The 21,294-nt window shown below is 65.1% G+C and carries 16 protein-coding genes; 4 read left to right on the top strand and 12 right to left on the bottom strand.

The window, feature by feature from the left end; translation table 11 throughout:
* Nucleotide 1: 1 nt before the first annotated feature.
* From Q8O35_RS09070 to Q8O35_RS09025, 10 genes are all read right to left on the bottom strand, one after another.
* Nucleotides 2-1,114 (bottom strand): UDP-galactopyranose mutase, encoded by a 1,113-nt coding sequence (locus tag Q8O35_RS09070; RefSeq protein WP_305572445.1) that lies wholly within the window; start codon nt 1,112-1,114, stop codon nt 2-4.
* Nucleotides 1,115-1,131: 17 nt separating this feature from the next.
* Nucleotides 1,132-2,043, bottom strand: coding sequence for an NAD(P)-dependent oxidoreductase (locus tag Q8O35_RS09065; RefSeq protein WP_305572442.1), 912 nt, complete (start codon nt 2,041-2,043; stop codon nt 1,132-1,134).
* 3 nt (nt 2,044-2,046) lie between these two features.
* The gene (locus tag Q8O35_RS09060) at nt 2,047-3,231 is read right to left on the bottom strand and encodes a bifunctional 2-polyprenyl-6-hydroxyphenol methylase/3-demethylubiquinol 3-O-methyltransferase UbiG (RefSeq protein WP_305572440.1); all 1,185 of its coding nucleotides are present in this window, start codon (nt 3,229-3,231) and stop codon (nt 2,047-2,049) included.
* 9 nt (nt 3,232-3,240) lie between these two features.
* Nucleotides 3,241-4,008, bottom strand: a complete 768-nt coding sequence (locus Q8O35_RS09055) for a TylF/MycF/NovP-related O-methyltransferase (RefSeq protein ID WP_305572438.1) — start codon at nt 4,006-4,008, stop codon at nt 3,241-3,243.
* Between the two features lie 31 nt (nt 4,009-4,039).
* Nucleotides 4,040-5,305, bottom strand: a complete 1,266-nt coding sequence (locus Q8O35_RS09050; RefSeq protein ID WP_305572436.1) for a hypothetical protein — start codon at nt 5,303-5,305, stop codon at nt 4,040-4,042.
* Between the two features lie 320 nt (nt 5,306-5,625).
* The gene (locus Q8O35_RS09045) at nt 5,626-7,512 is read right to left on the bottom strand and encodes a carbamoyltransferase (protein ID WP_305572433.1); all 1,887 of its coding nucleotides are present in this window, start codon (nt 7,510-7,512) and stop codon (nt 5,626-5,628) included.
* 8 nt (nt 7,513-7,520) lie between these two features.
* A complete protein-coding gene (locus tag Q8O35_RS09040; RefSeq protein WP_305572431.1) occupies nt 7,521-7,670 on the bottom strand; it encodes a DUF5989 family protein in 150 nt (49 codons plus the stop codon).
* Nucleotides 7,671-7,679: 9 nt separating this feature from the next.
* On the bottom strand, nt 7,680-8,093 hold the full coding sequence (locus tag Q8O35_RS09035) for an SxtJ family membrane protein (RefSeq protein WP_305572429.1): 414 nt from the start codon (nt 8,091-8,093) through the stop codon (nt 7,680-7,682).
* Nucleotides 8,094-8,210: 117 nt separating this feature from the next.
* Nucleotides 8,211-9,530 carry a PHB depolymerase family esterase gene (locus Q8O35_RS09030; RefSeq protein ID WP_305572515.1) on the bottom strand — a complete coding sequence of 440 codons (1,320 nt, stop codon included), beginning with the start codon at nt 9,528-9,530 and terminating at the stop codon, nt 8,211-8,213.
* An 18-nt stretch (nt 9,531-9,548) separates the two neighbouring features.
* The gene (locus Q8O35_RS09025; RefSeq protein WP_305572427.1) at nt 9,549-10,460 is read right to left on the bottom strand and encodes a protein-L-isoaspartate O-methyltransferase; all 912 of its coding nucleotides are present in this window, start codon (nt 10,458-10,460) and stop codon (nt 9,549-9,551) included.
* Nucleotides 10,461-10,608: 148 nt separating this feature from the next.
* On the opposite strand from Q8O35_RS09025, the gene Q8O35_RS09020 reads away from it, so the two are divergent.
* On the top strand, nt 10,609-11,121 hold the full coding sequence (locus tag Q8O35_RS09020; RefSeq protein WP_305572425.1) for an acyl-CoA thioesterase: 513 nt from the start codon (nt 10,609-10,611) through the stop codon (nt 11,119-11,121).
* A gap of 185 nt (nt 11,122-11,306) precedes the next feature.
* Here the strand turns inward: Q8O35_RS09020 and Q8O35_RS09015 are convergent, their stop codons facing one another.
* Nucleotides 11,307-12,554: an EAL domain-containing protein gene (locus Q8O35_RS09015; RefSeq protein ID WP_305572423.1), complete on the bottom strand. Its 1,248-nt coding sequence runs from the start codon at nt 12,552-12,554 to the stop codon at nt 11,307-11,309.
* 229 nt (nt 12,555-12,783) lie between these two features.
* On the opposite strand from Q8O35_RS09015, the gene Q8O35_RS09010 reads away from it, so the two are divergent.
* The 3 genes from Q8O35_RS09010 to Q8O35_RS09000 all read left to right on the top strand — a co-directional run bounded on the left by Q8O35_RS09010 (nt 12,784) and on the right by Q8O35_RS09000 (nt 19,867).
* On the top strand, nt 12,784-14,955 hold the full coding sequence (locus tag Q8O35_RS09010; protein ID WP_305572421.1) for a GGDEF and EAL domain-containing protein: 2,172 nt from the start codon (nt 12,784-12,786) through the stop codon (nt 14,953-14,955).
* Nucleotide 14,956: 1 nt separating this feature from the next.
* A complete protein-coding gene (locus Q8O35_RS09005) occupies nt 14,957-17,188 on the top strand; it encodes an ATP-binding protein (RefSeq protein ID WP_305572419.1) in 2,232 nt (743 codons plus the stop codon).
* Between the two features lie 117 nt (nt 17,189-17,305).
* Entirely contained in the window at nt 17,306-19,867 is a 2,562-nt protein-coding gene (locus tag Q8O35_RS09000) for a hypothetical protein (protein ID WP_305572417.1), read from the top strand.
* Between the two features lie 163 nt (nt 19,868-20,030).
* On the opposite strand, the gene Q8O35_RS08995 is transcribed toward Q8O35_RS09000, so the two are convergent.
* Nucleotides 20,031-21,294, bottom strand: a 1,264-nt coding sequence (locus Q8O35_RS08995; protein WP_305572415.1) for an ATP-binding protein, incomplete at its 5' end; no start/stop codon positions are given.

Raw genomic sequence — 21,294 nt, 5'->3', positions numbered from 1 at the left:
CCTACAGGGTCTCGATGAGGGCGTAGCAATCCTTGATGACCTCGGCCATGTTGTCGTAGCGGTAGCGGCCCATGCGGCCGATGGTGTAGCAATCCTTGGGGAAGAGTTCCATGTACCGCCCGGCCTTGGCTATGTCCGCCTTCACCGGATAGGGGTACATCTTGTTGTCGAAGGTGGGGATCTCGATGCCGAGCAGCGTGTGCGGCGACTTGTAGCCCGTGAGGAGCTTGTACTCCACCACGCGGGTGAAGGGCTCGTCGCCCGCGTAGTACAGGAAGTAGTAGGGATCGGGCGTCACGCGCTCGCACGGCAGGATGAGTTTCATGAAGTGGCGGCCAATGTAGCGCAGCTCACCGTAGCAATAGTCGAACACCAGGTCGAGGGAGGCGGTGTTGATGACGATGTCCCCGCTGATCCACTCGCCTCCGGCGAAAACGCGCTTGTTCTCCAGGTCGAAGCGGGTCACCGGGGTGTTCAGGATCACCCTGCAGTCCTGGGCGCAGACCTTGTCGAAGTAGGAGTTGAAGGCGTCAGGCTCGTTGGGGTAGCCGATGACCTTGGAGCCCTCGAAGCTCACCTTGTGGCCGTCCTTGAGCGCCACGCCCTTGGGCGAGAAGCCGAAGTCGTCGATCTCCTGGTTGTTCTTCACTCCCCACATTTTTTTGGAGTAGGTGTTCACGAACTTGTCGTACAGGGTCTGGCCCACGGAATTGACCCAGTACTCCTCGAAGTTCTGGGAGGACGCCACGTCGCCGCGCGCGGCCAGCTCGGCGTTGATGGTGTCGCGGTCGGGCATGGTGGCTATCTCGTCCTTGTGGATGGGATAGGTGTAGAAGTTCTGGTCCTGCTGCACGTAAGTCAGGCTGTGGTGCTTCAGCTCGCGCATGTCCAGAAACTGGGCCATGTAGTCCCACACGAACATTTCATTGCTGTTCACCAGAATGTGCCGGGGGCCGATGGTGTACGGGTGGCCGTTGTAGAAGAAGGTGCGGCAGCCGCCGCCCAGGGTTGGCCCGGCCTCGATGATTGTGGGCGCAAACCCTTTCCGCTTGAGCATTTCCGCAATGGCGCAGCCCGAGAACCCGCCGCCGACGATAACCGCTGTCTTCTTCATGTCGTCTCCTCGCAGAGTTACGCTTTCGCGCTGTTCGCTACGTTGTTGCCGTTCGCTGCGGCCTCGGCCAGCAGCGAGTCGATGAGTATGCCGGCCCCTTCGGTCAGAGCCGTCATGGGAAGCGTGCCGCCCAGGGCCGCCACCAGGGCGCTGTTGTCGAACACAAGGTCGTGGGAGCGCTGGCCCGGAGGCGCGTAGCGCAGGTTCAGCTCGCAGCCGGCCGTTTTGGCCAGCAGGTGCAGAATGTCCAGAAGCTTCATGCTCTTGCCCGTGGCCACGTTCAGCACCCCGTGGTGCGGCCGCTCAAAAAGTCCTTCGATGATGCCGCACAGGTCCGCCACCAGCACAAAGTCTCGCAGGGTGCTGCCGTCGCCGAACACGGTGAGCTCCTGCCCGCGCAGAACCCGCCTTGCGAACATGCCCAGAATGCTGTGCCCCTGGTCCGTGGGGCCGTAGATGCCAGGCAGGCGCAGCGCCGCCACGGGGAAGTCCGTGAGCCCGGCGCGCAGCAGCAGGGTCTCGTTGGCCAGTTTGGACGCGCCGTAATAGTACTCCGGCAGGGCGGCTGTGGTCTCGGTGACGGGGAGGGCCGGGCGGTTGCCGTAGATGTCTGTGGAGCTCAAGTACACGCAGGAAAGCACCTGCCCCGGCTGCACCCCGCGCACAAAGCTCTCCGTCATGGCGATGTTCTTGACCATGGTGGCGAAGCTGTCCTCGAAATGTCTGCTCACGCAGCCGCACAGGAGCACCCGGCAGGGAGCCGTGCGCTTAGCGAAGACGTTTTTGACCGCCTCGGCATTGGTGAGGTCGCAGTCCTGGCGCGTGTAGCCGATGGCGTTCCAGCCGCCCTCGCGCAGGTGCCGCACGGCAGTGGACCCGATGAACCCCCCTGCTCCGAAAACCAGCACGTCTCTCTGCTCTTGGGTCATGCTCTACGCTCCCAGATCGGACATGGTCCCGTCCGCGCACAAAAGGGTTGACCAAGGCCGAAGCACCGAAAAGCCGCTGCCCGCGTTTGCCGTGCGTTCCCACATGCGGTCCAGCACTTCGGCGTTGTTCGAGCACAGAAGCGCCAGGTCGCCGCGCTCTGGCCCGTTCACGCGGGGCAGGCCGAACACGGGCTCGCGCTCGCCCTGCATGGCGTCGTCCGCCACCACGCAGGGGCTGTTGCCCAAAAGGGGGGAAAGTTCGCGGTACAGGGCCCGGAAGCAGTTGTACGCGCCGAAGAACAGCACCCGTCCGCCCGCCTTGGCGTGCTCCGCCAGGAGAGCCTTGCCGCGCTCGCGTCCACGCCCAAGCCGGGCCAGACCGTCGAACGCCTGCCGGGCCTGTTGCGGACCATCTGCGGGGGGCAGGAACCCAGTGCCCGCAGCCCCAGGCAGCTTGCGCGCGGCCACGCGCAAAGAGCCCGCCTCTTGCGCCTCGATGATCTCAAAGCCGGAAAGAGTGGCGCGCAAGGTGGCCAGACTGTAATAGGCCGCGTGCTCCAACAGGAAGGCGTCGGTGCGGCCCTTGAGGATGCGCTCCAGGTTAGGCACGTCGAGGTAGAGCAGGCCGCCGTCCTCAAGCACTGCGCGAGCCCCGGCCAGCATGGGCCTGGGATCGGCGAAATGCTCCAGCACCTGCTTCAGGATCACGGTGTCGAAGCGTGAGGAAAACAGCTCCGGCGTGAAAAAGGCGCGCACGGTGGGCACCGGCAGTTTGTCATGCGCTGCCGGGTCAACGCCCAGGATGCTCGCCTGGGGCAGGAGCTCCTTCACCAGGGCCAGAATGTCGCCCTGGTTGGAGCCGATCTCCAGCACCCGCGCCTGGGGCTTGGAGTGCCGGGCGATGACCTCCGCTGCGGCCACGTTGTCCTGGCTGCGGCGGGGGAAGTTGAAGAGCGTCTGGCCGTCCCAGGTTTCGTAGGCGTGACGGATGAACTCGGCGTAGTCCGGCATGTCCGCCCCGGCCTGAAACACGAAGCCGCAGGCCGGGCACACGGCGATGGTCAGGTCGCGCGCAAGGTCGGACGCCGCCAGGCGAGCGCCGGGCAGGCAGAGTCCCGTGAGGGCTTCTGCGCCGCACAGCGGGCAGGCGCCCGCCGTTGTCCTGTTCTGTCGCGCCAATTCGGTCATGCGGTCCTTCTACGCCTTCTCGCAGGTGACGAAGGACCGGCCAGCCCAGCCCACCTGCATGTGCGGTTCGAAATGCCAGGCCGAGACCCCCGCAAACTCGCGGAAGGCCTTGTATACGCCGCGCAGGGGCGATCCCTTGTAGCCCGCGAACATGTCGTCCAGGTAGATGAGAGCGCCGGGCTGCAGCAGGGGCTCCAGGAAGCCCAGCACGCTCACGGCGCTTTCGTACAGGTCGCAGTCCACGCAGATGAGCGCCGCACGGCAGTCCGCGTTCATGAGCTCGCCCTGCAGGGCCGGTGTCAGAGAGGCGTCGTAGAAGCCTGGCACGGTGCGCACCTTGTCGGCGTACACGCCGTGTTCGGCGATGATGGCCTGGAACTCGTCCTCGCCGGTTTTGAGCGCGCCCTTGCTCCAGGTTTTGGTCCACACATGGGCCGGGTCGCAATCCGGCAGGCCCTCGAAGGAGTCGAAGGCATAGAAATTCATGAAGTCCATGTTCTGGCGCCGGGCCTCGGTGAGGGCCATGCGGAAGGTGCGCGCGCGGTGGCAGCCGAACTCCAGGTAGTCGCCGCGGATGTCGTTGTCGTGCAGGAAGTCGAAGGCCGAGACGTAGAAGGCATGCTTGGCGGCCTGCCTGTTCTGCTGATTGTAGCGCACCTGGTCGTCCTTGGACCAGGAGGCCAGCCGCGCCCCGCCAGGAAGCTCCACCCAGGGCTCGCTGTCCTTTCTCCGCACTGGGCCCTGCACTGTGGGGCAGCCCTTGAACTCGTCCGACATCACTGCTCCTTGCTGCGGCTTCTTGCGCGGCCTAGGCCGCGAAGGCCGCTTCCAGCGGGGCCCCGGCCCCGGAGTTGTCGTTCTTGCTGCGCCAGGTGCGCAAGGCCGCCCGCAGGGCCTCGTGGTCGCAAGAGGCCACCAGGTCCGGGATCAGGTCCATGCGGTCCAGCTCGTATACCAGGCCCTGGCCATTGTCCGCCGTGAACTCGCGGATGTACGGGGCCTCTGTGTGGACGATGACCGGCAGCCCGGCCTCTATGTAGCTGAACACCTTGGTGGCCATGTTTATGGCGAAGTGCTTGTCGTTGTAGGTGCTGGCGCGCACGTTCTCCCAGTAGACGGCGAAGTTGTGGCGGCTGATCTTCCCCGGCAGCTCGAAGAAGGGCACACCGGGCTCGAAGCTGAAGCGCTGGTATTTGTGCTGGAAATCGATGTAATGGGCGTGCTCTTCCCAGAACATGTTGCGCGCATTCTGGTTCACCACAAAGCCCAGGCCCAGGCCCGCACCGCACAGGGTGTCTATGAGCGGGTCCATGATGTGGTTTTGGTGCCCCTGGGTGACGGCGATGCGGTAGGGCACGATGCCCCCGGCAAAGACCAGGCTGGCCGGGACGCCGGGAAGCATGTCCGCGCACTCGGTGAAATACTCGCGCACGGGCAGGGAGTGCACCAGAAAATCGGGGCGGGTGAGGCTCCAGGCGCCGCGCATCTCGTCCACGGCCCAGGCGGGCATCTTGTGTGCGAAGCTCGTGGCGCGCTCCAGGATCTCGCGCTCGGCGCGGCAGTCCGGGGCAAAGGGGTCGGTGCGCATGTAGTAGAGCGAGTCGTTGATGTCCAGGACCACCGGGGTGCCGTGGCGCAGCTTGGCTTCAACGGCGCAGGCCCCGTTCATCAAGGGCTGGATCACCGTGGTCAGGGCGTACACGCGGGTGTCGGCCATGAGCGCGTACATTTCCTTGTAGTCTTCAACTTCATAGTACTCGTCGAAAAAGAGCTCCGGGCGCTGTTCCTCGCGGATGCAGCAGCCGATGAAGGTCAGGTGGTAGCGGCCCGTTTGGCGCAGGGCCAGGGCCTTTTTGCACACTGCGGGCTGGAGGTAGTAGGAGTTCATCACCACGTGGCGCTTGCCGTCCACCTTACGCGCATGCAGATGCCGGGGCGGGGTGCGGTAGGCCAGGGTTTCACGGCCTCGCGGCATGGGGCCGAGCATCTGGTCCAGCAGCGGCTGGCGCAGGTCCGGCGGCAGCCAGGCGAAGGCGTCTTTCGGGTCTGGCGGTGTGGGTTGGGCGGGGTCCATGCAGCACCTCTTTGGCGACCATCGGCGTGCGCCGCGCCGGTGAATCCGGCTATGATTCGGCGGGCAAATAATTCCTGGTCGCGCCCGAGAGTTTGCAAATACTGTTCCTGCCCTCCGGGCGGACGCGCGACCGGAGCCGGAAGCCAGCAATGACGCCGCTTCCCTGCAGATGGCTGCCAATTCCAAAAAGTCTAGCAGAAGTCTAGGTAATGCGTCAATGCAGGGCGTTCCTCCCTGGCTTCGCAAAGCCAGGGAGAGAAACGCTCACAAGGCGAACATTATTTTGACGCTTGAAGCGGAGGGGGCGAACCCCCTGGAGGCTAATCGAGTTCGAAGGCTGTGCGCCAGTCGCCTTCCTCGCGCCACTCGGGCTGGCCTTCCTTCACCAGCAGCCAGTCGCCCAGCACAAGGGCGTCCATCTCGGTGCGCATGAAGCAGGCGTAAGCGTCGGCGGGCGTGCAGACGATGGGCTCGCCGCGCACGTTGAAGCTGGTGTTGACCACCACCGGGCAGCCGTGTCCCCGGCGGAATGCGTCGATGAGCTGCCAGTAGCGGGGGTTGGTGGCCTTGGAAACGCTCTGGATGCGTGCGGAGAAGTCCACGTGGGTGATGGCGGGCAGGTTTGAGCGCTCCACGTACAGGCGGTCGTACATGGGCCGGGTCCAATAGCCCTCGGGCAGGGGCTTGCGCTGGCTTTCGTCCACCGGGGCCACCAGCAGCATGTAGGGCGAAGGGCGGTCCAGATCAAAGCACTCGCTCATGCGCTCCTCCAGGACCGAGGGAGCAAAGGGCCGGAAACCCTCGCGGTACTTGATCTTGAGGTTCAGCTTCTTCTGCATGTCGGCGTGGCGCGGGTCGCCCAGGATGCTGCGGCCGCCAAGGGCGCGCGGGCCGTACTCCATGCGGCCCTGGAACCAGCCCACCGCCGCGCCTTCGGCCAGGAGCCCGGCCACGCGCTCGCACAGGGCGTTGAAGTCCTCATACTTGTGCGCGGGCGCGCCGAAGCGTCGGCAGGTGCGCTCAATGTCGCCGCTGGAAAAGCTGGGGCCGAGGTACGCGCCCTGCATCATGTCGCCGCCGGGTTCTCCGGCATGGGCCGTGCGCGGCTGGGAAAGCCCGATGTGCCAGGCCGCCAGGGCCGCGCCAAGGGCTCCGCCCGCGTCGCCCGCTGCGGGCTGGATCCAGATGTTCTCAAAGGGGCCGCGCTTGAGCAGCTTGCCGTTGGCCACGCAGTTCAGAGCCACGCCGCCAGCCATGACCAGGTTCTTGCATCCAGTGAGGGCGTGGGCCGTGTCGGCCATGCGGAACACGGCTTCCTCGGTGATCTGCTGGATGGCCAGCGCCAGGTCCATGTACTCCTGGGTGATGTCCGACTCGCCAGCGCGCTGGGGCAGGCCGAGGGCGGACTCGAAGGCCTTGGCCCGGCACATGGTGAGGCCCGTTGCGTAGTCGAAATAATCCATGTTGAGCAGCAGAGAGCCGTCGGGCCGCAGGTCCACCATCTTGTCCAGAATCACCTGGCGGTAGCGCGCCACGCGCTCGCTGCCCTCGATGCCATACGGGGCCAGGCCCATGAGCTTGTATTCGCCGGAATTAACCTTGAACCCGCACCAGGCCGTGAGCGCAGAGTACAAAAGGCCCAGGGAATGCGGAAAATGCAGCTCGCGCAGGACGGACAGCTCGCTGCCCGCGCCCTTGCCGATGGTGGTTGTGGCCCATTCGCCCACCCCGTCGATGGTGAGCACGGCGGCGTCCTCAAAGGGCGAGGGGAAGAAGGCGCTGGCCGCGTGGGACAGGTGGTGCTCCGGGAACAGCAGCTCCGGGGAGCCGGGACCAAGGCGCTCCAGCTCGTCCTTGAGCATCTTGCGCATGAACAGCTTCTCGCGGATCCACACGGGCATGGCCGTAAGGAAGCTCGCAAGGCCGCGCGGCGCAAAGGCGTGGTACGTCTCAAGCAGCCGCTCGAACTTGAGGTACGGCTTGTCGTAGAAGGCCACGGCCTCAAGGTCAGCCGGGGTGAGCCCGGCCTCGGCCAGGCAGTAGCGCGCAGCAAAATGCGGGAAGTCGGGGTCGTGCTTCTTGCGGGTGAAGCGCTCTTCCTGGGCTGCGGCCACGATCTTGCCGTCCACCAGCAGCACGGCGGCGGAGTCGTGGTAGAAGGCGCTGATGCCCAGAATGGCCCGGCGGGTGCGCGGCGTATCCGTCATGTGTCGCCCTAGAACAGCGTGTAGATGAAGGGCGCGATGGCCGAGCCCGAGGTGAGCACGATGAGCGCGCCGAACAACAGCAGCACCAGGATGATGGGCGCCAGCCAGAATTTTTTACGGACTTTCATGAAGTCCCAGAGATCGCGAAGAAAATCCATTCCATGCTCCTAGAAGGGGGTCTTGAGGTCCGCCGGGGTGAAGGGGCCGCTGCGGGCCACGAACACGGAGTCCGTGCCTTTTTTGAAGGCCGCGAGGCGGAGGGTGTCTTTGCCCATGGCGCGGCGCGCCAAGCCCATGGGGGTCAAGATGATGAAGAACACCAGGGTGAGGATGACCTTGCTCATCACCGCGCCAAGCACCGCCGAGAGGCCGAACCAGAGCTTGGACGCCGGGCCGAAGACCTTGGGCGCGGTCATGTTGACCACTAGGATGGCGGTGGCCACGGCGAACCAGCCGCTTGTGCCGCGCACCAGGCCGATGATGAGGCAGATGAGGGTCAGGGCCATGCCGGTGTCCACGGCCCGCTGGCGGCTGCTGCCTGCGGGGCCGGGGTGGGCGGCGTGTTTCATGAGGTCGATCATGGGTGCTCCGGTAAGGGGCTGGCGCGTTTCGGGCGCAAGTCGGGCGCAGATTGCCAGAGAACAAGGCCAAGGGCAAGGGCGCGTGAAGGCTGCCCGCCGCAAGCATCCATGCGAAAACTAGCGCGTTGGGCGCTTCTTTTTTGCCGGGGCCGGTTCGGGCTTGGCTTTCTCCTGCGCCGGGGCACCTGCGCGTTTGGCGAACTCCAGCAACAGCCCTGTGGCGTCCACGCCGCTGGTGGGCAAGTCGCAGTAGCGGTAGCGTTCACGCGGGCCGCCGGGCCAGGCATGGCCGCCGTCCTTTACGATGACGAAGCGCACCAGGCCGCGTGCGCCCTTGCGCTGCGGAGCGTACTCCTCCATCCGAGCGGGCGACTTCCCGCCATCCAACACCTGCGCCTTGGGCACAAGCTCCAGGCTGCGCACCCAGAATTCCGCCTGGGCGCGGGCCGGGGAGTCCTCGCAAAAACGCCCTGTGGCCGGATACGCTTTGGTTGGGGCGAAGCGCGCCACCTGGTCGCGCGCGCCGTGGATGAGGAGCACGGGCAGAGAGTCCGAGGGGGCGGGCGCGTCGCAGGGCAGGTACCCGGCAACCGAGGCCAGGGAGGCGGCGACGCCGGGCCGCTCCAGCACGAAGCGGCTGGCCAGCATGGCCCCGTTGGAGAAGCCGGCCAGATGGGTGCGCCCCGGATCGGCCCCGAAATCCGCCCGCAGCCGGGCGATGAGCGCGGACAGAAAGCCCACGTCGTCCACGCGGTTGTCACGCGCGTAGCCGCAGCAGTTCCAGGCGTTCCAGGTTTGGCCGCCGTTGTCCGCGCCAGGGGGGCCGAGCCCCTCCGGAAACACGGCCAGGAAGCCTGCCGCAGCCGCGCGTCCGGCCAGGTTTGTCTGGCGCATGGCCTGGGCCGCGGAGCCTCCAGCCCCGTGCAGAAAGATAATCACTGGAACCTTGGGCGCGGCCTGCCCCTTCTTTGCTTGCGCGGCCTTGGGCAGGGTGACGAGGGCCCGGCGCTCGGCGTCGCCATGGGTCAGGGTCAGCACCTGCGGGCGCGCTTGCCCGGCCTGGGCGGCGTGCGCGGCAGTCTTGCGGCTGGAGCCCTGCTCGGGTTGGGCCTTAGGCGCGGACTGACGCAGGGGCAGGGGCTCGGACCGCAGCACGCCCTTGGAGTTGGTGGCCCCTGGAACCACCGGGGCCTTGGGCTGCTTTGGCTCCACAGGCCCGGTCTGGGCGGAGCCGGGCGAGGTGCCGAAGGCCGAGCCGAATGTCGAGTTGGATTGGCGCGAGGCCGGAGGCTTGGTGACGGAGTTGAACGCATCCACGGCCATGCCGCGGTCCGGCATGGCGGCCAGGGCCGCAGTTCCGGGAAGTCCGCCCAGCAGCAGGAAAAGGAAAAGGGCCAGCGCCGCGTGGCGCAGACCCCTTCCCTGAATATTCAGCATGGCGCGCACTGGCCCCGCCTAGGACTTCTGCTCCATGATCTTGCCGGTCATGGGGATGAAGAATACGCCCATGTCCTTGCGGGAATGGACCTTGCCGTTTTTGTCCTTGGTGAACACGTAGAGCACCTGGCCCTTCTTGAAGGGCTGGCCGATGGGCACGATGAGACGTCCCTGGGGCTTGAGCTGTTTCAGGAGTTCCGGCGACACGTAGCGCGCCGCGCAGGTGACCATGATGATGTCGAAGCCGCCCGTCACCTCGGGCCAGCCGAAGTAGCCGTCGCCCACGCGGGTGTGCACGTTGTCCAGCCCCAGCGGCTTGTAGATCTTGGCCACATCCGCGCCCAAGGGCTTGATGATCTCAACGGAGTAGACGTCTTTCACGATGCGCGCGAGAAGCGAGCTCTGGAAGCCGGAGCCGGTGCCAACTTCGAGCACAGTGTCGCCGGGCCGGGGCTTGGCCAGCTGCGTCATGTAGGCCTGGCCCAGATAGTCGGACAGGGCCGAGCCGTACCCGATGGCCCAGGGCTTGGGCGCGGGCTCGTAGCAGTTGGAGGCGAAGGGTCTTTTGCGCTGATAATCATAATGATAATATTCGCGCGGCAGTTCGCGGAAGGCGCGCAGCACGTTTGGGTCGGCCTTGCCGAAGCGCTGCTTCAGATATTTCTCGATGGTCGCCATGGCCGTGGCCTTGCGCGACTGCAACTCGGCAAAGCCTTTTTCCTGGAGTTCAACCGAGCGGCCAGACTGGCGCATGGCGTCCTGGAAGGTCTTGAAGTCCCAGGCCGCGCCGGGGGTCCAGGCGCTTTGCGTGGTCGGGGCCGGGGCGGCATAGGCTGGAGAAGCGGCCCGCGCCTCGGCTGTGCTGAAAGCCAGAATGCAACACAACACCAAAAGAGCGCGCGCTGGGCTGCGCAGAGACTTGGTCAGCATGGGGCGGGACTCCTCAAAAATAAAGTATTGTTCATTCTTACCACGAGGCCCTGCGGATAGGAAGCCCCTGCCGCGCCGCAGGTCTTGACCGCCCGGCGGCCTGCGCCTACATCCTTGAGACTGCCAGCCGAGAAAACAGGAGACGCCCATGACCGACGCCAACCGCAAGAGTCCCGCCGCAGCACCCGGCAAGACCGCAGCCGAGTCCGCCGTGACCATGACGCACCAGGTGCTGCCCCACGACGCCAACCCCGCCGGGAACGTGCATGGCGGCGTCATCCTGAAGCACATCGACACCGCCGCAGGCGTGGTGGCCATGCGGCACGTGCGCGGCTGGGCCGTCACCGCGAGCATCGACCGCATGGACTTTCTCAAGCCCGTGTTCGTGGGCGAGCTGGTCATCATCAAGGCCAGTCTGAACCTCGTGGGGCGCACCAGCATGGAGATAGGCGTGCGCGTGGAGGCCGAGAACCTGCTCACCGGCGAGGTGCGGCACACCAACTCCGCCTATCTCACCTTTGTGGCCTTGGACGACCATGGCAGCCCGCGCCCTGCGCCGCCGCTGGTCATCGAGGGCGAGGTGGCCGAGCGGCGCTACAGGCAGGCCCAGCGCCGGCGCGAATTGCGCAGGATGGCCATCGCCGAGGAAAGAAACGGGTAGCCGAACAGCAGGAGGGATGAGCTTCCCCTGGAGGAATGCCCCCTGTGCTCCGCCCACGGCAAACGAAAAGGCCGGGTCCGAACATCTGCTCGGACCCGGCCTTTTCGTTTGCCGCGGGCGTCAGGCCGGGCGCTTGGCCCGCGCCATCTCCAACACTTCCGCAACAACCACTCCGCGTTTGCCCGCTACTCGCACAGAAACTCCAGGCACAGGATGTAGGGGGAGCCCTCCGCATTGTAGAACCGGGCGGAGATGGTGCTGACCATGAGCTTCACGAAGGGTGAGATCTGCGCGGGCAGAACATACTTGTCGAAGCCGCTTTTAAGGTGCAGCACATCTTCGCGGATGCCGTGGTCGGTGCCGCGTCCGCGGTCTGCCCCCAGCAGCGGGCTGTCGCCCGCGAGGCCGCGCTTGAAGCCGCGCGGGGTGATCTGAACCCCGTCGTCGGAGAGTATGTAGGCGCAGATCAGGGATTCCTCCGCAGCCACCATGCGCTCGCAGGCTGCGGCGAAGTCCATTTCCCGCGTGTCGGCCATCTTGTAGGAGACTTTTTTCAGGATCTTGTGGAAGTCCTCGTAGCGTTTGCGCTTGGTGGCCACGCCAGCCTGGGCGTTTTCGCGGTAGCGGCGGTTGATGTCTTCGACCTTTTGCTGGAATGCGCGGATGGGGTCGCGCTCGCCGACGTCCTTGTCCTTGGTGTAGTAGTAGCCCTGCTGATGGTTCACGCCCCACTCCAGCAGCCGCAGGGCCTCGTCCTCCGTCTCCACGTTCTTGGCCAGCAGTACGCTGCCGAGGCGGTCGGCCAGGCGGCTTAAGGACTGCACCATGTCGCGCTTGAACTCCTGCCCCTCCACATCGGTGAACAGCGGTCTGTCGAACTTGATGAAGTCGGGCTTGAGGGCGAAGAGCTCTTCTGCTGGCACGCCCATGCCGCCGCAAAGGTCCACGGACAGGCCGAAGCCGCGTTCGCGGTAGTAGAGCGCAAAGCGCGCAACCGCCGGGGAGCTGAGGTGGGGGCGCTCAAGTTCGACCACGATGCGTTTGCCGGGGATGCTCAAGGCTTGGCTGGCGGCGTCAAGGTGCCCGTGCTTTGCGGCTGCGGAAAGGGCTCCGCCATCGGTGTTGAGGAACAGCAGCATCTGCTGGTGGCGTTCGAAGATGGGCCGAAAGGCCTCCAGGGCCTTGCGGCGGCACAGGCGGCAAAGCTCCAGCCGCGTTTCTACGTCCCAGTTCTGGCTGAAGAGGTCATGGGCATCAAGCCGGGCGCCGGTTTCCGAAACCGCGCGCGAGAAGGCCTCAAAACCGAGGATGCTCTTACTCCGCACGGAAACAACAGGCTGAAAGAACACGGAGATGCTTTCGCTTGCAAGCACATCTTTTATTTCTGTTTTGTCCAGGGCGGAAAGGGGGCGCTGTTCAGCGGCTTGAGGCATACGCAGATTCCCTCCAAAAAAAACGGCGGCTGACTAGGTAGTAGATAAAATAAGTATATGTGAAAGCGGCTCCACAAACAAGAGAAATACCCTTGTGCCAGACATCTATAGGTGAAAGAATCTGTACATCTCGCTATTCATCAGATAACAGCAAAGAGTCAAACGGAACTGGGGAATGTGGTCAGGGCTGGGCCGTCTGCATACCAAGTCTGTGGAGGAGCGTCGGGGCATGGGCCGAGCCGAATACGCGCCGGAAGTCATCGATATTCTGGCCGTGGATGACGAGCAGGTGAACCTGCTTCTGCTTACGGGGCTTCTGCGCCGCGAGGGTGTTAACGTTGTCACCGCGCGCAGCGGCTATGAAGCGCTCAAGCTCCTCGACACCCACGACTTCGCCCTCATCCTGCTCGACGTCATGATGCCCGGCCTGGACGGCTTCACCACCGCCGAGCGCATCCGCTCAGACGAGAACACCCGGCACATCCCCATCATCTTCATCACCGCCATCAGCAAAGAGCAGCGCCACGTCTTCAAGGGCTACGAAGCCGGAGCAGTGGACTACCTCATCAAACCCTTCGAACACGAGATTCTGAAAAACAAGGTGCAGGTCTTTGTGGACATGCACCGCCAGAGACTGGCCGTGCAGCGCGCAAGCGAAGCCTTGGCCAAAACCGTGGACGAACTCAGAAGCTCCACCAAGGCCCTTTCCGACAGCCGCACGCGTTACCAGAGCCTCTTCACCTCCATGTTCAACGGCTTCGCACTGCTTTCTCCCGGCGATGAGCCGCAGCCGGACCTGGCTCAGGCCCGCATCCTGGAGATCAACCCGGCCATGGAGCAGATTCTGGGCCTCCCGCGGGAGGCGCTGCTGGAGCGCACCATGGGCGAGATCCTGCCCAATCTTGAAGGCTACCTGCGCGACTTCGCCACCGAGGTCGTGCGCTCCGGCAAGAGCGGCCTCATTGAAAGTTATCTTTCCGACATCAAGCGCTGGCTGCGCATCCAGGCCTATGTGCCCGGCCCGGGTCTTCTGGCCATGGTGGCCGAGGACATAACCGCGCGCAGAAAGGCCGAGGAGACCCTCCAGGAGCGCACCTTCCGGGATCCCCTCACCGGCCTGGCCAACCGCGCCCTGTTCATGGACCGCCTGGAACAGTCCATGGAGCGTTCGCGACGAAGGCTCAACTATCTGTACGCCGTGCTTTTTCTCGATCTGGACCGCTTCAAGCCCATCAACAGCAGCCTGGGGCATGCCGCAGGCGATAAAGTGCTGCGCGCCGTGGCCGAGAGGATCAAGGGCGTGGCGCGCGGGCTGGACACAGTGGCCCGCTGCGGCGCCGATGAGTTCGCGCTCATCCTTGAGGAACTCAAGGGACCCGGCGAGGCCCTGCGCGTGGCCCGGCGCATCTGCGACGAGCTGGCCCGGCCCATGGAGCTGCACGGCAACGCCTTGCACTTCACCGCCAGCATCGGGGTGGTGCTGGGGCCGGCGGACTACGCCCAGCCGGAAGAACTCCTGCAGGACGCCGGCATCGCCATGGAGCACGCCCGCACTCTGGGCGGCGGCAAGGTCAAGGTCTTCAAATGGGCCATGCGCACCCGCGCCCAGTACGCGCTCAACGTGAACCAGAGCCTGCACCACGCCCTTGACCGCCAGCAGTTCCGCCTGCACTATCAGCCCATATTCAACCTCAAGGACAACACCCTGGCCGGGTTCGAGGCCCTCATCCGCTGGCAGGTTGACGGCCGGCTGGTGCCCCCCGGCGACTTCATCCCCCACGCCGAGCAGACCGGGCTCATCGTGCCCATAGGCCAGTGGGCCATAGCCGAAACCTGCGCAATGACCGCCCAGTGGGAGGAGCGCTTCGCCCTGCCCAAAGGCTTCAACGTCGCCGTGAACCTTTCCGCCAAGCAGTTCTCACAACCGGATCTGATGCGCCAGCTTACCCGCGCCCTTGAAGAGAACCACCTTGACCCGCAGCGCCTCAAGCTTGAGATCACGGAAACCCTGGTGATGCAGAACCCGGAAAGCGTGGTCCACAAGCTGCGCGGCCTGCGCGAAATGGGCGTCAAGGTCAGCATCGACGATTTCGGCACCGGGTATTCGTCCTTGTCCTACCTGCGGCGCTTTCCCATCAACACGCTCAAAATCGACCGCAGCTTCGTCTCCGACCTGGACGCCTTTGAAAACCTCATCATCGTGCGCACCATCGTGAGCCTGGCCCACAACCTGGGCTTCGACGTGGTCGCCGAGGGCATCGAAACCGAGCGCCAGCGACATTTTCTCGCCGAGCTCAACTGCGAGTTCGGCCAGGGATTCCTGTTTTCGCGGGCTCTGACAGAGGAAAAGGCTCTGGAGCTGCTGAGCGTGTGTTGCCCCAAACCGGGTTTGGAACCGTAAGGTGCTGCGCCTCCTCCCCCGCTGGCGGCAACAGGCAAACAGCCTGCACGGCATGCTCATGGGCCTTGTGGCCCTGACGCTTCTGCCCCTGCTCGCCCTTTCTCTCATCAGCCATTTGCGCGACCGCGCCCAGGAGCGCGAGGCAGCCGTTGTCGAGGCTGCCCGGGCCGCAAGCCTCGTGGCCCACGCCCTGGGACAAGAAACCACCAACGCCAGAATATTCCTGGAGCTCCTGGCCGCCAACCCTCTGGTGTCCAGTTGCGTGCCAGCCACCTGCCAGCCGGTGCTGGCCAACTTTTCCCGCGTGGCCGCGCATTACAAAAATCTTATCCTGGTGCGGCCCGACGGCTCGGTTGTGGCCTCGGCCCGGCCACTGCCGCCTGACCTCAACATGGCAGAGGACCAGGCCGTGGCCGGAGCCCTGCAAGGGCAAAGCTTCGCCGTGGGCGTTTCCGTCAGCAAAACCGATCTGCAGGGCGATGGCGCGGTGGTGACCTACGCAGCGCCCGTGCAGGACAAGGGCGGCAGCATCCGCATGGTGCTGGTCGCGCACCTCAGCGTGTCCGAGGCTGCGAAGATTTTCGACGAGGCGGCCCTGCCCAGGGGCACCACCCTGGTGCTGGCCGGCCAGAGCGGCCGCGTGCTCTACCGCCTGCCCGAGGCCCCGCGCTACGCCGGATCCAACCTCCCAAGCGAACAGGCGGACCTGATCAGGGCCGGGAAGCAGGAGATGAGCGGCTGGGCCATCGGCCTTGACGGAGTGGAGCGCTACTACGTCATGAAGCGGCTGGACATCTGCCGCGACGAGACCTGCTACGTGCGCGTGGGCATCCCGAAGGACGCGGTATACGCAGCCAGCGCCACGAAGCTCACGCGGCATCTCATCGGGCTGTTCTGCGTTGTGGCGTTGATTCTCCTGCTGGCCCGCATCTGGGCCACGCGCCGCATTCTCAAGCCCTCCGCCCGGCTCATGGACACGGTGCGCGCCCTGCACGCCGGAGACTACAGCGCACGCAGCGGACTTTCGGTCCAGGAGGGCGAGATTGGCGAGCTCGGCAACTCCATCGACCACATGGCCGAGGCGCTGGAAAGCCACAAGGCTCTGCAGGAGGAAGCGCGCCGCGCCCTGTTCGAAAGCGAGGAGCGCCTGCGGGCCATATTCAATTCCTCCAGCGACGGCGTTTTGCTCCTGGTGCCTGATGGCCAAGTTCTGGCCATGAACGAGAGCGCGGCCAGGCGGCGCGGCATGACACCTGCGGAGCTCACCGGATGCAACATTCTGGATCTTCTTCCCGACTATGTGCGCAACGGCCGCCGGGCCCGCTACGAAGAGGTCGCGCGGACCGGGCAGCCCATGCGCTTTGAGGAAGAGCGCGAAGGCCGCACCTATGCCATCCGCCTGCACCCCGTGCGCAGCGAGGGCGGCGAGATCGTGCAGATCGCCAGCTTCTCCCGCGACATCACCGAACGCAAGCTTACCGAATGGGAACTGCTTTCGGCCAAGGAGGCGGCAGAGGCTGCCAGTCAGGCCAAAACAGCCTTTTTGGCCAACATGAGCCATGAACTGCGCACGCCTTTGAACGGCCTGCTCGGCATGCTCCAACTGCTGCAGGACACCACCAAGCCAGAGGAACAGCGTGAATATCTTTCCTGGGCCACCCAGTCGGCCCAGCTCATAACCGCCCTGGTGAACGACATTTTGGATTACGCTGCCCTGGGCACGGGTGAAAAGCGCTTCGAGTACCGGGCCTTCCGGCTGGGCGAGGTGCTCCGGCCCCTGGGGGTGGAGTTTTCGCCCCAGGCCCAGGTCAAGGACCTCAGCTTCGCCATCAAGGCAGAGCCGGACATCGAGGAGCTGCAACTGCTGGGCGACCCTGTGCATTTGACCCAACTATTGCGCCACCTGCTGGACAACGCGTTCAAATTCACCCTGCGGGGCGGGGTGTGCCTTGCCGCTCGGGCCACCTGCCAGGACGAATCCACCTGCACCCTGCGCCTCAGCGTGGAGGACACGGGCATCGGCATTGCCCCCGAGTTCGTTCCCCGGGTGTTTGAGCCCTTTGTGCAGGAAGAAGCCCCGCTGACGAAAAACTTCGCGGGCACGGGCCTGGGCCTGGCCATCGCCAAGGAGCTGGCCCTTCGCATGGGCGGCAGCCTGGAGGCCAAAAGCGCGCAGGGCGTCGGCAGCACCTTTACCCTGTGCCTGAGTTTCCAGCCCGTTCAGAAGACCTGATCTTCCGCTTCGCGCCTTTGCCGTTCTTGCCTCGCGGGCGCGGATGCGTTACGCAAACCCATATTTTTCGCACGCGCCGTTCCGGATGCCCCAGGCCCGGAGCCGGTCTGGGGTTCCATGCGCTATCTCGGCATCTTTCTTGTCTGCCTCGCGTCCATCGCGTTCGAGATCTTTCTCGTGCGCCACTTCGCCATCACCAACTGGAGCGAGTACGGCTACTGGGTCATCTCCATGGCCATGGCCGGATACTCCGTAAGCGGCGTGGTGCTCTGCCTGTTCGGGCCCAGCTTCGAGCGCTGGCAGGGAGGGCTGTTCTACGCCCTGCCCGTGGCCATGATGATTCTCTGCGCCCTGGGCTACGCAGCCCTCGGCCTGATTCCCTTCAATCCGCTGGAGTTGCAGAACGAGGTGCTTTTCGCCGGGCAGCTGGTCAACATCGGCAAGTACTACCTGGCCTTGTTTCCGTTCTTCTTCGCCTCCGGGCTGTACGTGGGGCTCTCGTTTCTGGCCCGCCAGGAAGACATCCCCAAGGTCTACATGGCCGATCTCATCGGCGCGGGCCTGGGCGCGGCAGCCCTGCTGGCCTGCCTGGCCTTTGTGCCGCCCTTCCACGCGCCGCTTCTGCTCCTGCCGCCCCTCGCCCTGGCCGCCCTCACCAGCCTGCCGCAGGCAAACACCGCCAGACGCCTGGGCCTCGGCGCGCTGGCTCTGTGCGCCAGCGGCTTGGCAGCCTATGTCATCGTCTTCCACAACAACGCGGCCTTCAGCCAGTACAAGCCTGTTTCCGTGGCCATGAACGTGGAGGACAACCGCCTGGCGTCCGAGGTGAAGAGTCCGCGCGGCTACTACATGCTGCTGCAGAACTACATGGAGCGGCACGACCCGGACCTTTCCAACAACTACGAGCTGCTGGACGCAGGCGGCCCGCCGCCCGCCCTTGGCCTCTACCGCGACGGCGAGCGCCTGGCCGCGCTGCCGCGGGAAGGCGCCTACGACTCCGGTTACATCAAGGCCTCCCTCGACAGCCTGCCGTACCTGCTGCACAAGCAGGAGCGGGTGCTCCTGGCCGGGGGACGGGGCGGCTTCCGCCTGCGAGAGGCCTTGGAGCTGGGCGCGGTCCAGGTGGACACAGTGGAGAGCGATCCGGTGCTGCACGCGCTGCTGCTCTCCCATGGCCCCAGCGCCCCGCCCACGGGCTGGGCCATGCGCCTGCCCCTCAAAAACTCCCCGCCGGAGGCCGACAGCGATCCCTTTGCGGATGAGGAAGACACCTCTCACAAGCCCGTGGAAACCGGGCCAGGGCACAATGCGCCCACGGGCCACGCCTCGACCCCGCAGCTGGGATCGCCCCTGGTGCTGGCCCGGCAGGCGTCCAAGCCTTACAGCCTCATCGACATCTCGCCCGAGTTCCTGGACCAGGGCCAGGCCAACAAGTACGTGCTCACGGCCGAGGGCATCGCCCGGCTGGTGCAGGCCTTGGGCGCAGGCGGCCTGCTGTCGCTGCCCATGGGCATCGGCGAACTGCCGGTCTACGCCATCAAGGCCGCAGCCACGGTGCGCGCCGGGCTCCTCTTGGCGGGAGTGGAAAACCCCTCGCAGCACATTATCGTTCTTCGCAGCGCCTTCACCGCGCGCATCCTGGCCTCGCGCCTGCCCTTCAGCCAGTCCGACATCGCCGCCGTGCGCACCTTCGCCGCCGAGCGCAGCTTCGACACGCCCTACTTTCCCGGCATCAATCCCACAACGGTGGAGGTCTTCAACGACCTGCCGCCCGTGTCCTTTGAGAGCGTCACCTCGGACGCCCTTTCCGGCGACGACTCCTTCACCGCCCGCGACGCTTTGATGGACGATCTTGTGGCCTACCTGCGCGACGGGAAAACCAACTCCTCAAGCTTCCGTTTCTTCAACCTTGCCCCCAGCACCCAGGACCGGCCATTCTTCCACGAGATCCTGCGGCTGGAGCGCATTCCCGAAGTGCTTGCGCGCATAGAGCTGTTGCCGCGCCAGGAGATTGGCTATCTCGTCAACGTTGCGGTCCTGGCCCAGTCGGCTCTCTTCGCCCTCATCGTGTTCCTGCTGCCCCTGGCCAGAAGGCGCGGCCTCGGCGGAGTCAGCACCCGCAAGATCCTCGCCGGGTTCGGCTATTTCGTGTGCCTGGGCCTGGGCTTCCTGTTCATCGAGATAGTGCTCATCGAGCGCTTCACCTTCTTCCTCAACGATCCGGCCCAGGCCTTTGCGCTGGTGCTCTCGGCCATGCTCATCGCCTCCGGCCTGGGCAGCGCCTTCTCCTCGCGTTTCGTGCCGCGGCCGCGCGCGGGCATCCGCCTGGCCTGCGGCGTGGCCGCCAGCCTGGCCGCCGCACTGGGGCTGCTGCTGCCGCGCCTGCTGGACCTCGCCCTGGCCTGGCCCGACCCGGCCAAGGCCGCCCTCGCCGTGGCCATCGCCGCGCCCCTGGGCTTCTTCATGGGCATGCCCTTCCCCCTGGCCCTGTCCACCTATCGCGGCAACACCAGCTCCTTCATTCCCTGGGCCTGGAGCGTCAACGGCGCCCTGTCCGTGGTCGCCACGCCCTTGGCCAACATTCTGGCCGTCAGCTTCGGCTACTCCCTCGTTTTCGGGGCGTCTTTGGCGCTTTACGGGCTGGCCGCGCTTCTGGCCCCGGAGCGGGCGGAGCAGTAGCGGGACGCCAGGAGATCTCGCCCCTTCTGGGCCTTCGCGCAAACGAAACGCCCTGGCTGATGCGAATGCTCAAGCCAGGGCGTTTCGTTTGAAAAAGCAAAAGACAGAGCGGGGTTCGTTCCTTCAGCTTTCTGGCTGATGGGAGACCGGGTCCAGAGCTTCGCTACGCCAGCAGTTTGCGGGCCTGGACTCGCTCAAGGGCGCGTTCCAGCTCAAGGTGCTGCACGGGCTTGCTGATGTAGTCGTTCATGCCTGCGGCGAGGAATTTTTCGCGGTCACCGCTGAGGGCGTAGGCGGTCATGGCGATGATGTGCGTAGCAATGCGACCTGCGGCGTCGTCAAGCTGGCGTATGGCCTGGGTGGCCTCCAGCCCGTCCATCACCGGCATCTGCACGTCCATGAGCACGCAGTCGAAAGTGCGGTTCTTTAGCGCCTCCACGGCCTCGGCCCCGTTGGAGACCACAATGGCCTGGTGCCCCAGGCGGCTCAACTGCTGGCGCATGTACATCTGGCTGATGCGGTCGTCCTCGGCCACCAGGATGACCAGGGGGATGCATGTCTGGACACACAAGGCGTCCGCCGCGAGCACGGGATGGCTTTGGGTCCAGCGTGCCAGCCGCAACGGCAGAAAGACGCAGACGGTTGTCCCCTGGCCAAGCTCGCTGTCCATCACGATATGCCCGTTCATGAGATCCACCATTCGCTTGACGATGGCCAGGCCGAGCCCAGCGCCCTCGTTCTTGCGCGTGTAGGAGCTGTCGGTCTGGGTGAAGCGCTCGAACACGAGGGGGATCTTGTCCTCCGGGATGCCCGGACCGGTGTCGCTGACAGACAGGTAGACGCGTAGATAACCAGGCGCGGACGGCTCGGGGCTCGCCCAGATCTCCAGGTCCACGCGGCCCGCACGCGTGAACTTCATCGCATTGCCCACCAGATTGAACAGAATCTGGCGCAGGCGGGCTTCGTCGCCCAGCAGAGGCAGCGCGGCGGAATCGTCGATGCTCAAGACCAGCTCCAGGCCGCGCCGCTCAGCGTTGAGGCTGAAAACGCGCAGCACGGACTCTGCGATATCCTTGAGCGTCATGGGCGCATGCAACAGGGTGAGCTTGCCGGACTCGATGCGCGAAAAGTCGAGGATATCGTTCAAAAGATCCAGCAACCGGCGCGAGGACTTGTAAGCCAGCTCTACAAACTCACGCTGTTCGCCCACAAGGTCGCTGGTCATGAGCAGCTGAAGCATGCCCAGGATTCCGTTCATGGGGGTGCGGATCTCGTGGCTCATATTGGCCAGAAATTCACTTTTGGCCTGGTTTGCAGCCTCGGCGGCGTCGCGGGCGCGGGTGAGCTCGCCTTTGGCCGCATGCAGTTCGCTCAGGTCCACATCCAGGCAGTAGAGTTCCTTCCTGGCTTCATCGATGCCCTGCATG

This window comes from Humidesulfovibrio sp., from assembly GCF_030689645.1.
Taxonomy (GTDB): domain Bacteria; phylum Desulfobacterota; class Desulfovibrionia; order Desulfovibrionales; family Desulfovibrionaceae; genus Humidesulfovibrio.
Note: the sequence above shows the minus strand (reverse complement) of the source record. Positions and strands in the feature narration are given on the sequence as shown.

Bases quoted from the DNA above. Each gene is read 5' to 3' on its own strand.
- Q8O35_RS09000 (WP_305572417.1), top strand. From the start codon at position 17,306: ATGCGCTATCTCGGCATCTTTCTTGTCTGCCTCGCGTCCATCGCGTTC.
- Q8O35_RS09060 (WP_305572440.1), bottom strand. From the start codon at position 3,231: ATGACCGAATTGGCGCGACAGAACAGGACAACGGCGGGCGCCTGCCCG.
- Q8O35_RS09045 (WP_305572433.1), bottom strand. From the start codon at position 7,512: ATGACGGATACGCCGCGCACCCGCCGGGCCATTCTGGGCATCAGCGCC.
- Q8O35_RS09030 (WP_305572515.1), bottom strand. From the start codon at position 9,530: ATGCTGAATATTCAGGGAAGGGGTCTGCGCCACGCGGCGCTGGCCCTT.
- Q8O35_RS09065 (WP_305572442.1), bottom strand. From the start codon at position 2,043: ATGACCCAAGAGCAGAGAGACGTGCTGGTTTTCGGAGCAGGGGGGTTC.
- Q8O35_RS09015 (WP_305572423.1), bottom strand. From the start codon at position 12,554: ATGCCTCAAGCCGCTGAACAGCGCCCCCTTTCCGCCCTGGACAAAACA.
- Q8O35_RS09055 (WP_305572438.1), bottom strand. From the start codon at position 4,008: ATGTCGGACGAGTTCAAGGGCTGCCCCACAGTGCAGGGCCCAGTGCGG.
- Q8O35_RS09035 (WP_305572429.1), bottom strand. From the start codon at position 8,093: ATGATCGACCTCATGAAACACGCCGCCCACCCCGGCCCCGCAGGCAGC.
- Q8O35_RS09040 (WP_305572431.1), bottom strand. From the start codon at position 7,670: ATGGATTTTCTTCGCGATCTCTGGGACTTCATGAAAGTCCGTAAAAAA.
- Q8O35_RS09020 (WP_305572425.1), top strand. From the start codon at position 10,609: ATGACCGACGCCAACCGCAAGAGTCCCGCCGCAGCACCCGGCAAGACC.
- Q8O35_RS09050 (WP_305572436.1), bottom strand. From the start codon at position 5,305: ATGGACCCCGCCCAACCCACACCGCCAGACCCGAAAGACGCCTTCGCC.
- Q8O35_RS09010 (WP_305572421.1), top strand. From the start codon at position 12,784: ATGGGCCGAGCCGAATACGCGCCGGAAGTCATCGATATTCTGGCCGTG.
- Q8O35_RS09025 (WP_305572427.1), bottom strand. From the start codon at position 10,460: ATGCTGACCAAGTCTCTGCGCAGCCCAGCGCGCGCTCTTTTGGTGTTG.
- Q8O35_RS09070 (WP_305572445.1), bottom strand. From the start codon at position 1,114: ATGAAGAAGACAGCGGTTATCGTCGGCGGCGGGTTCTCGGGCTGCGCC.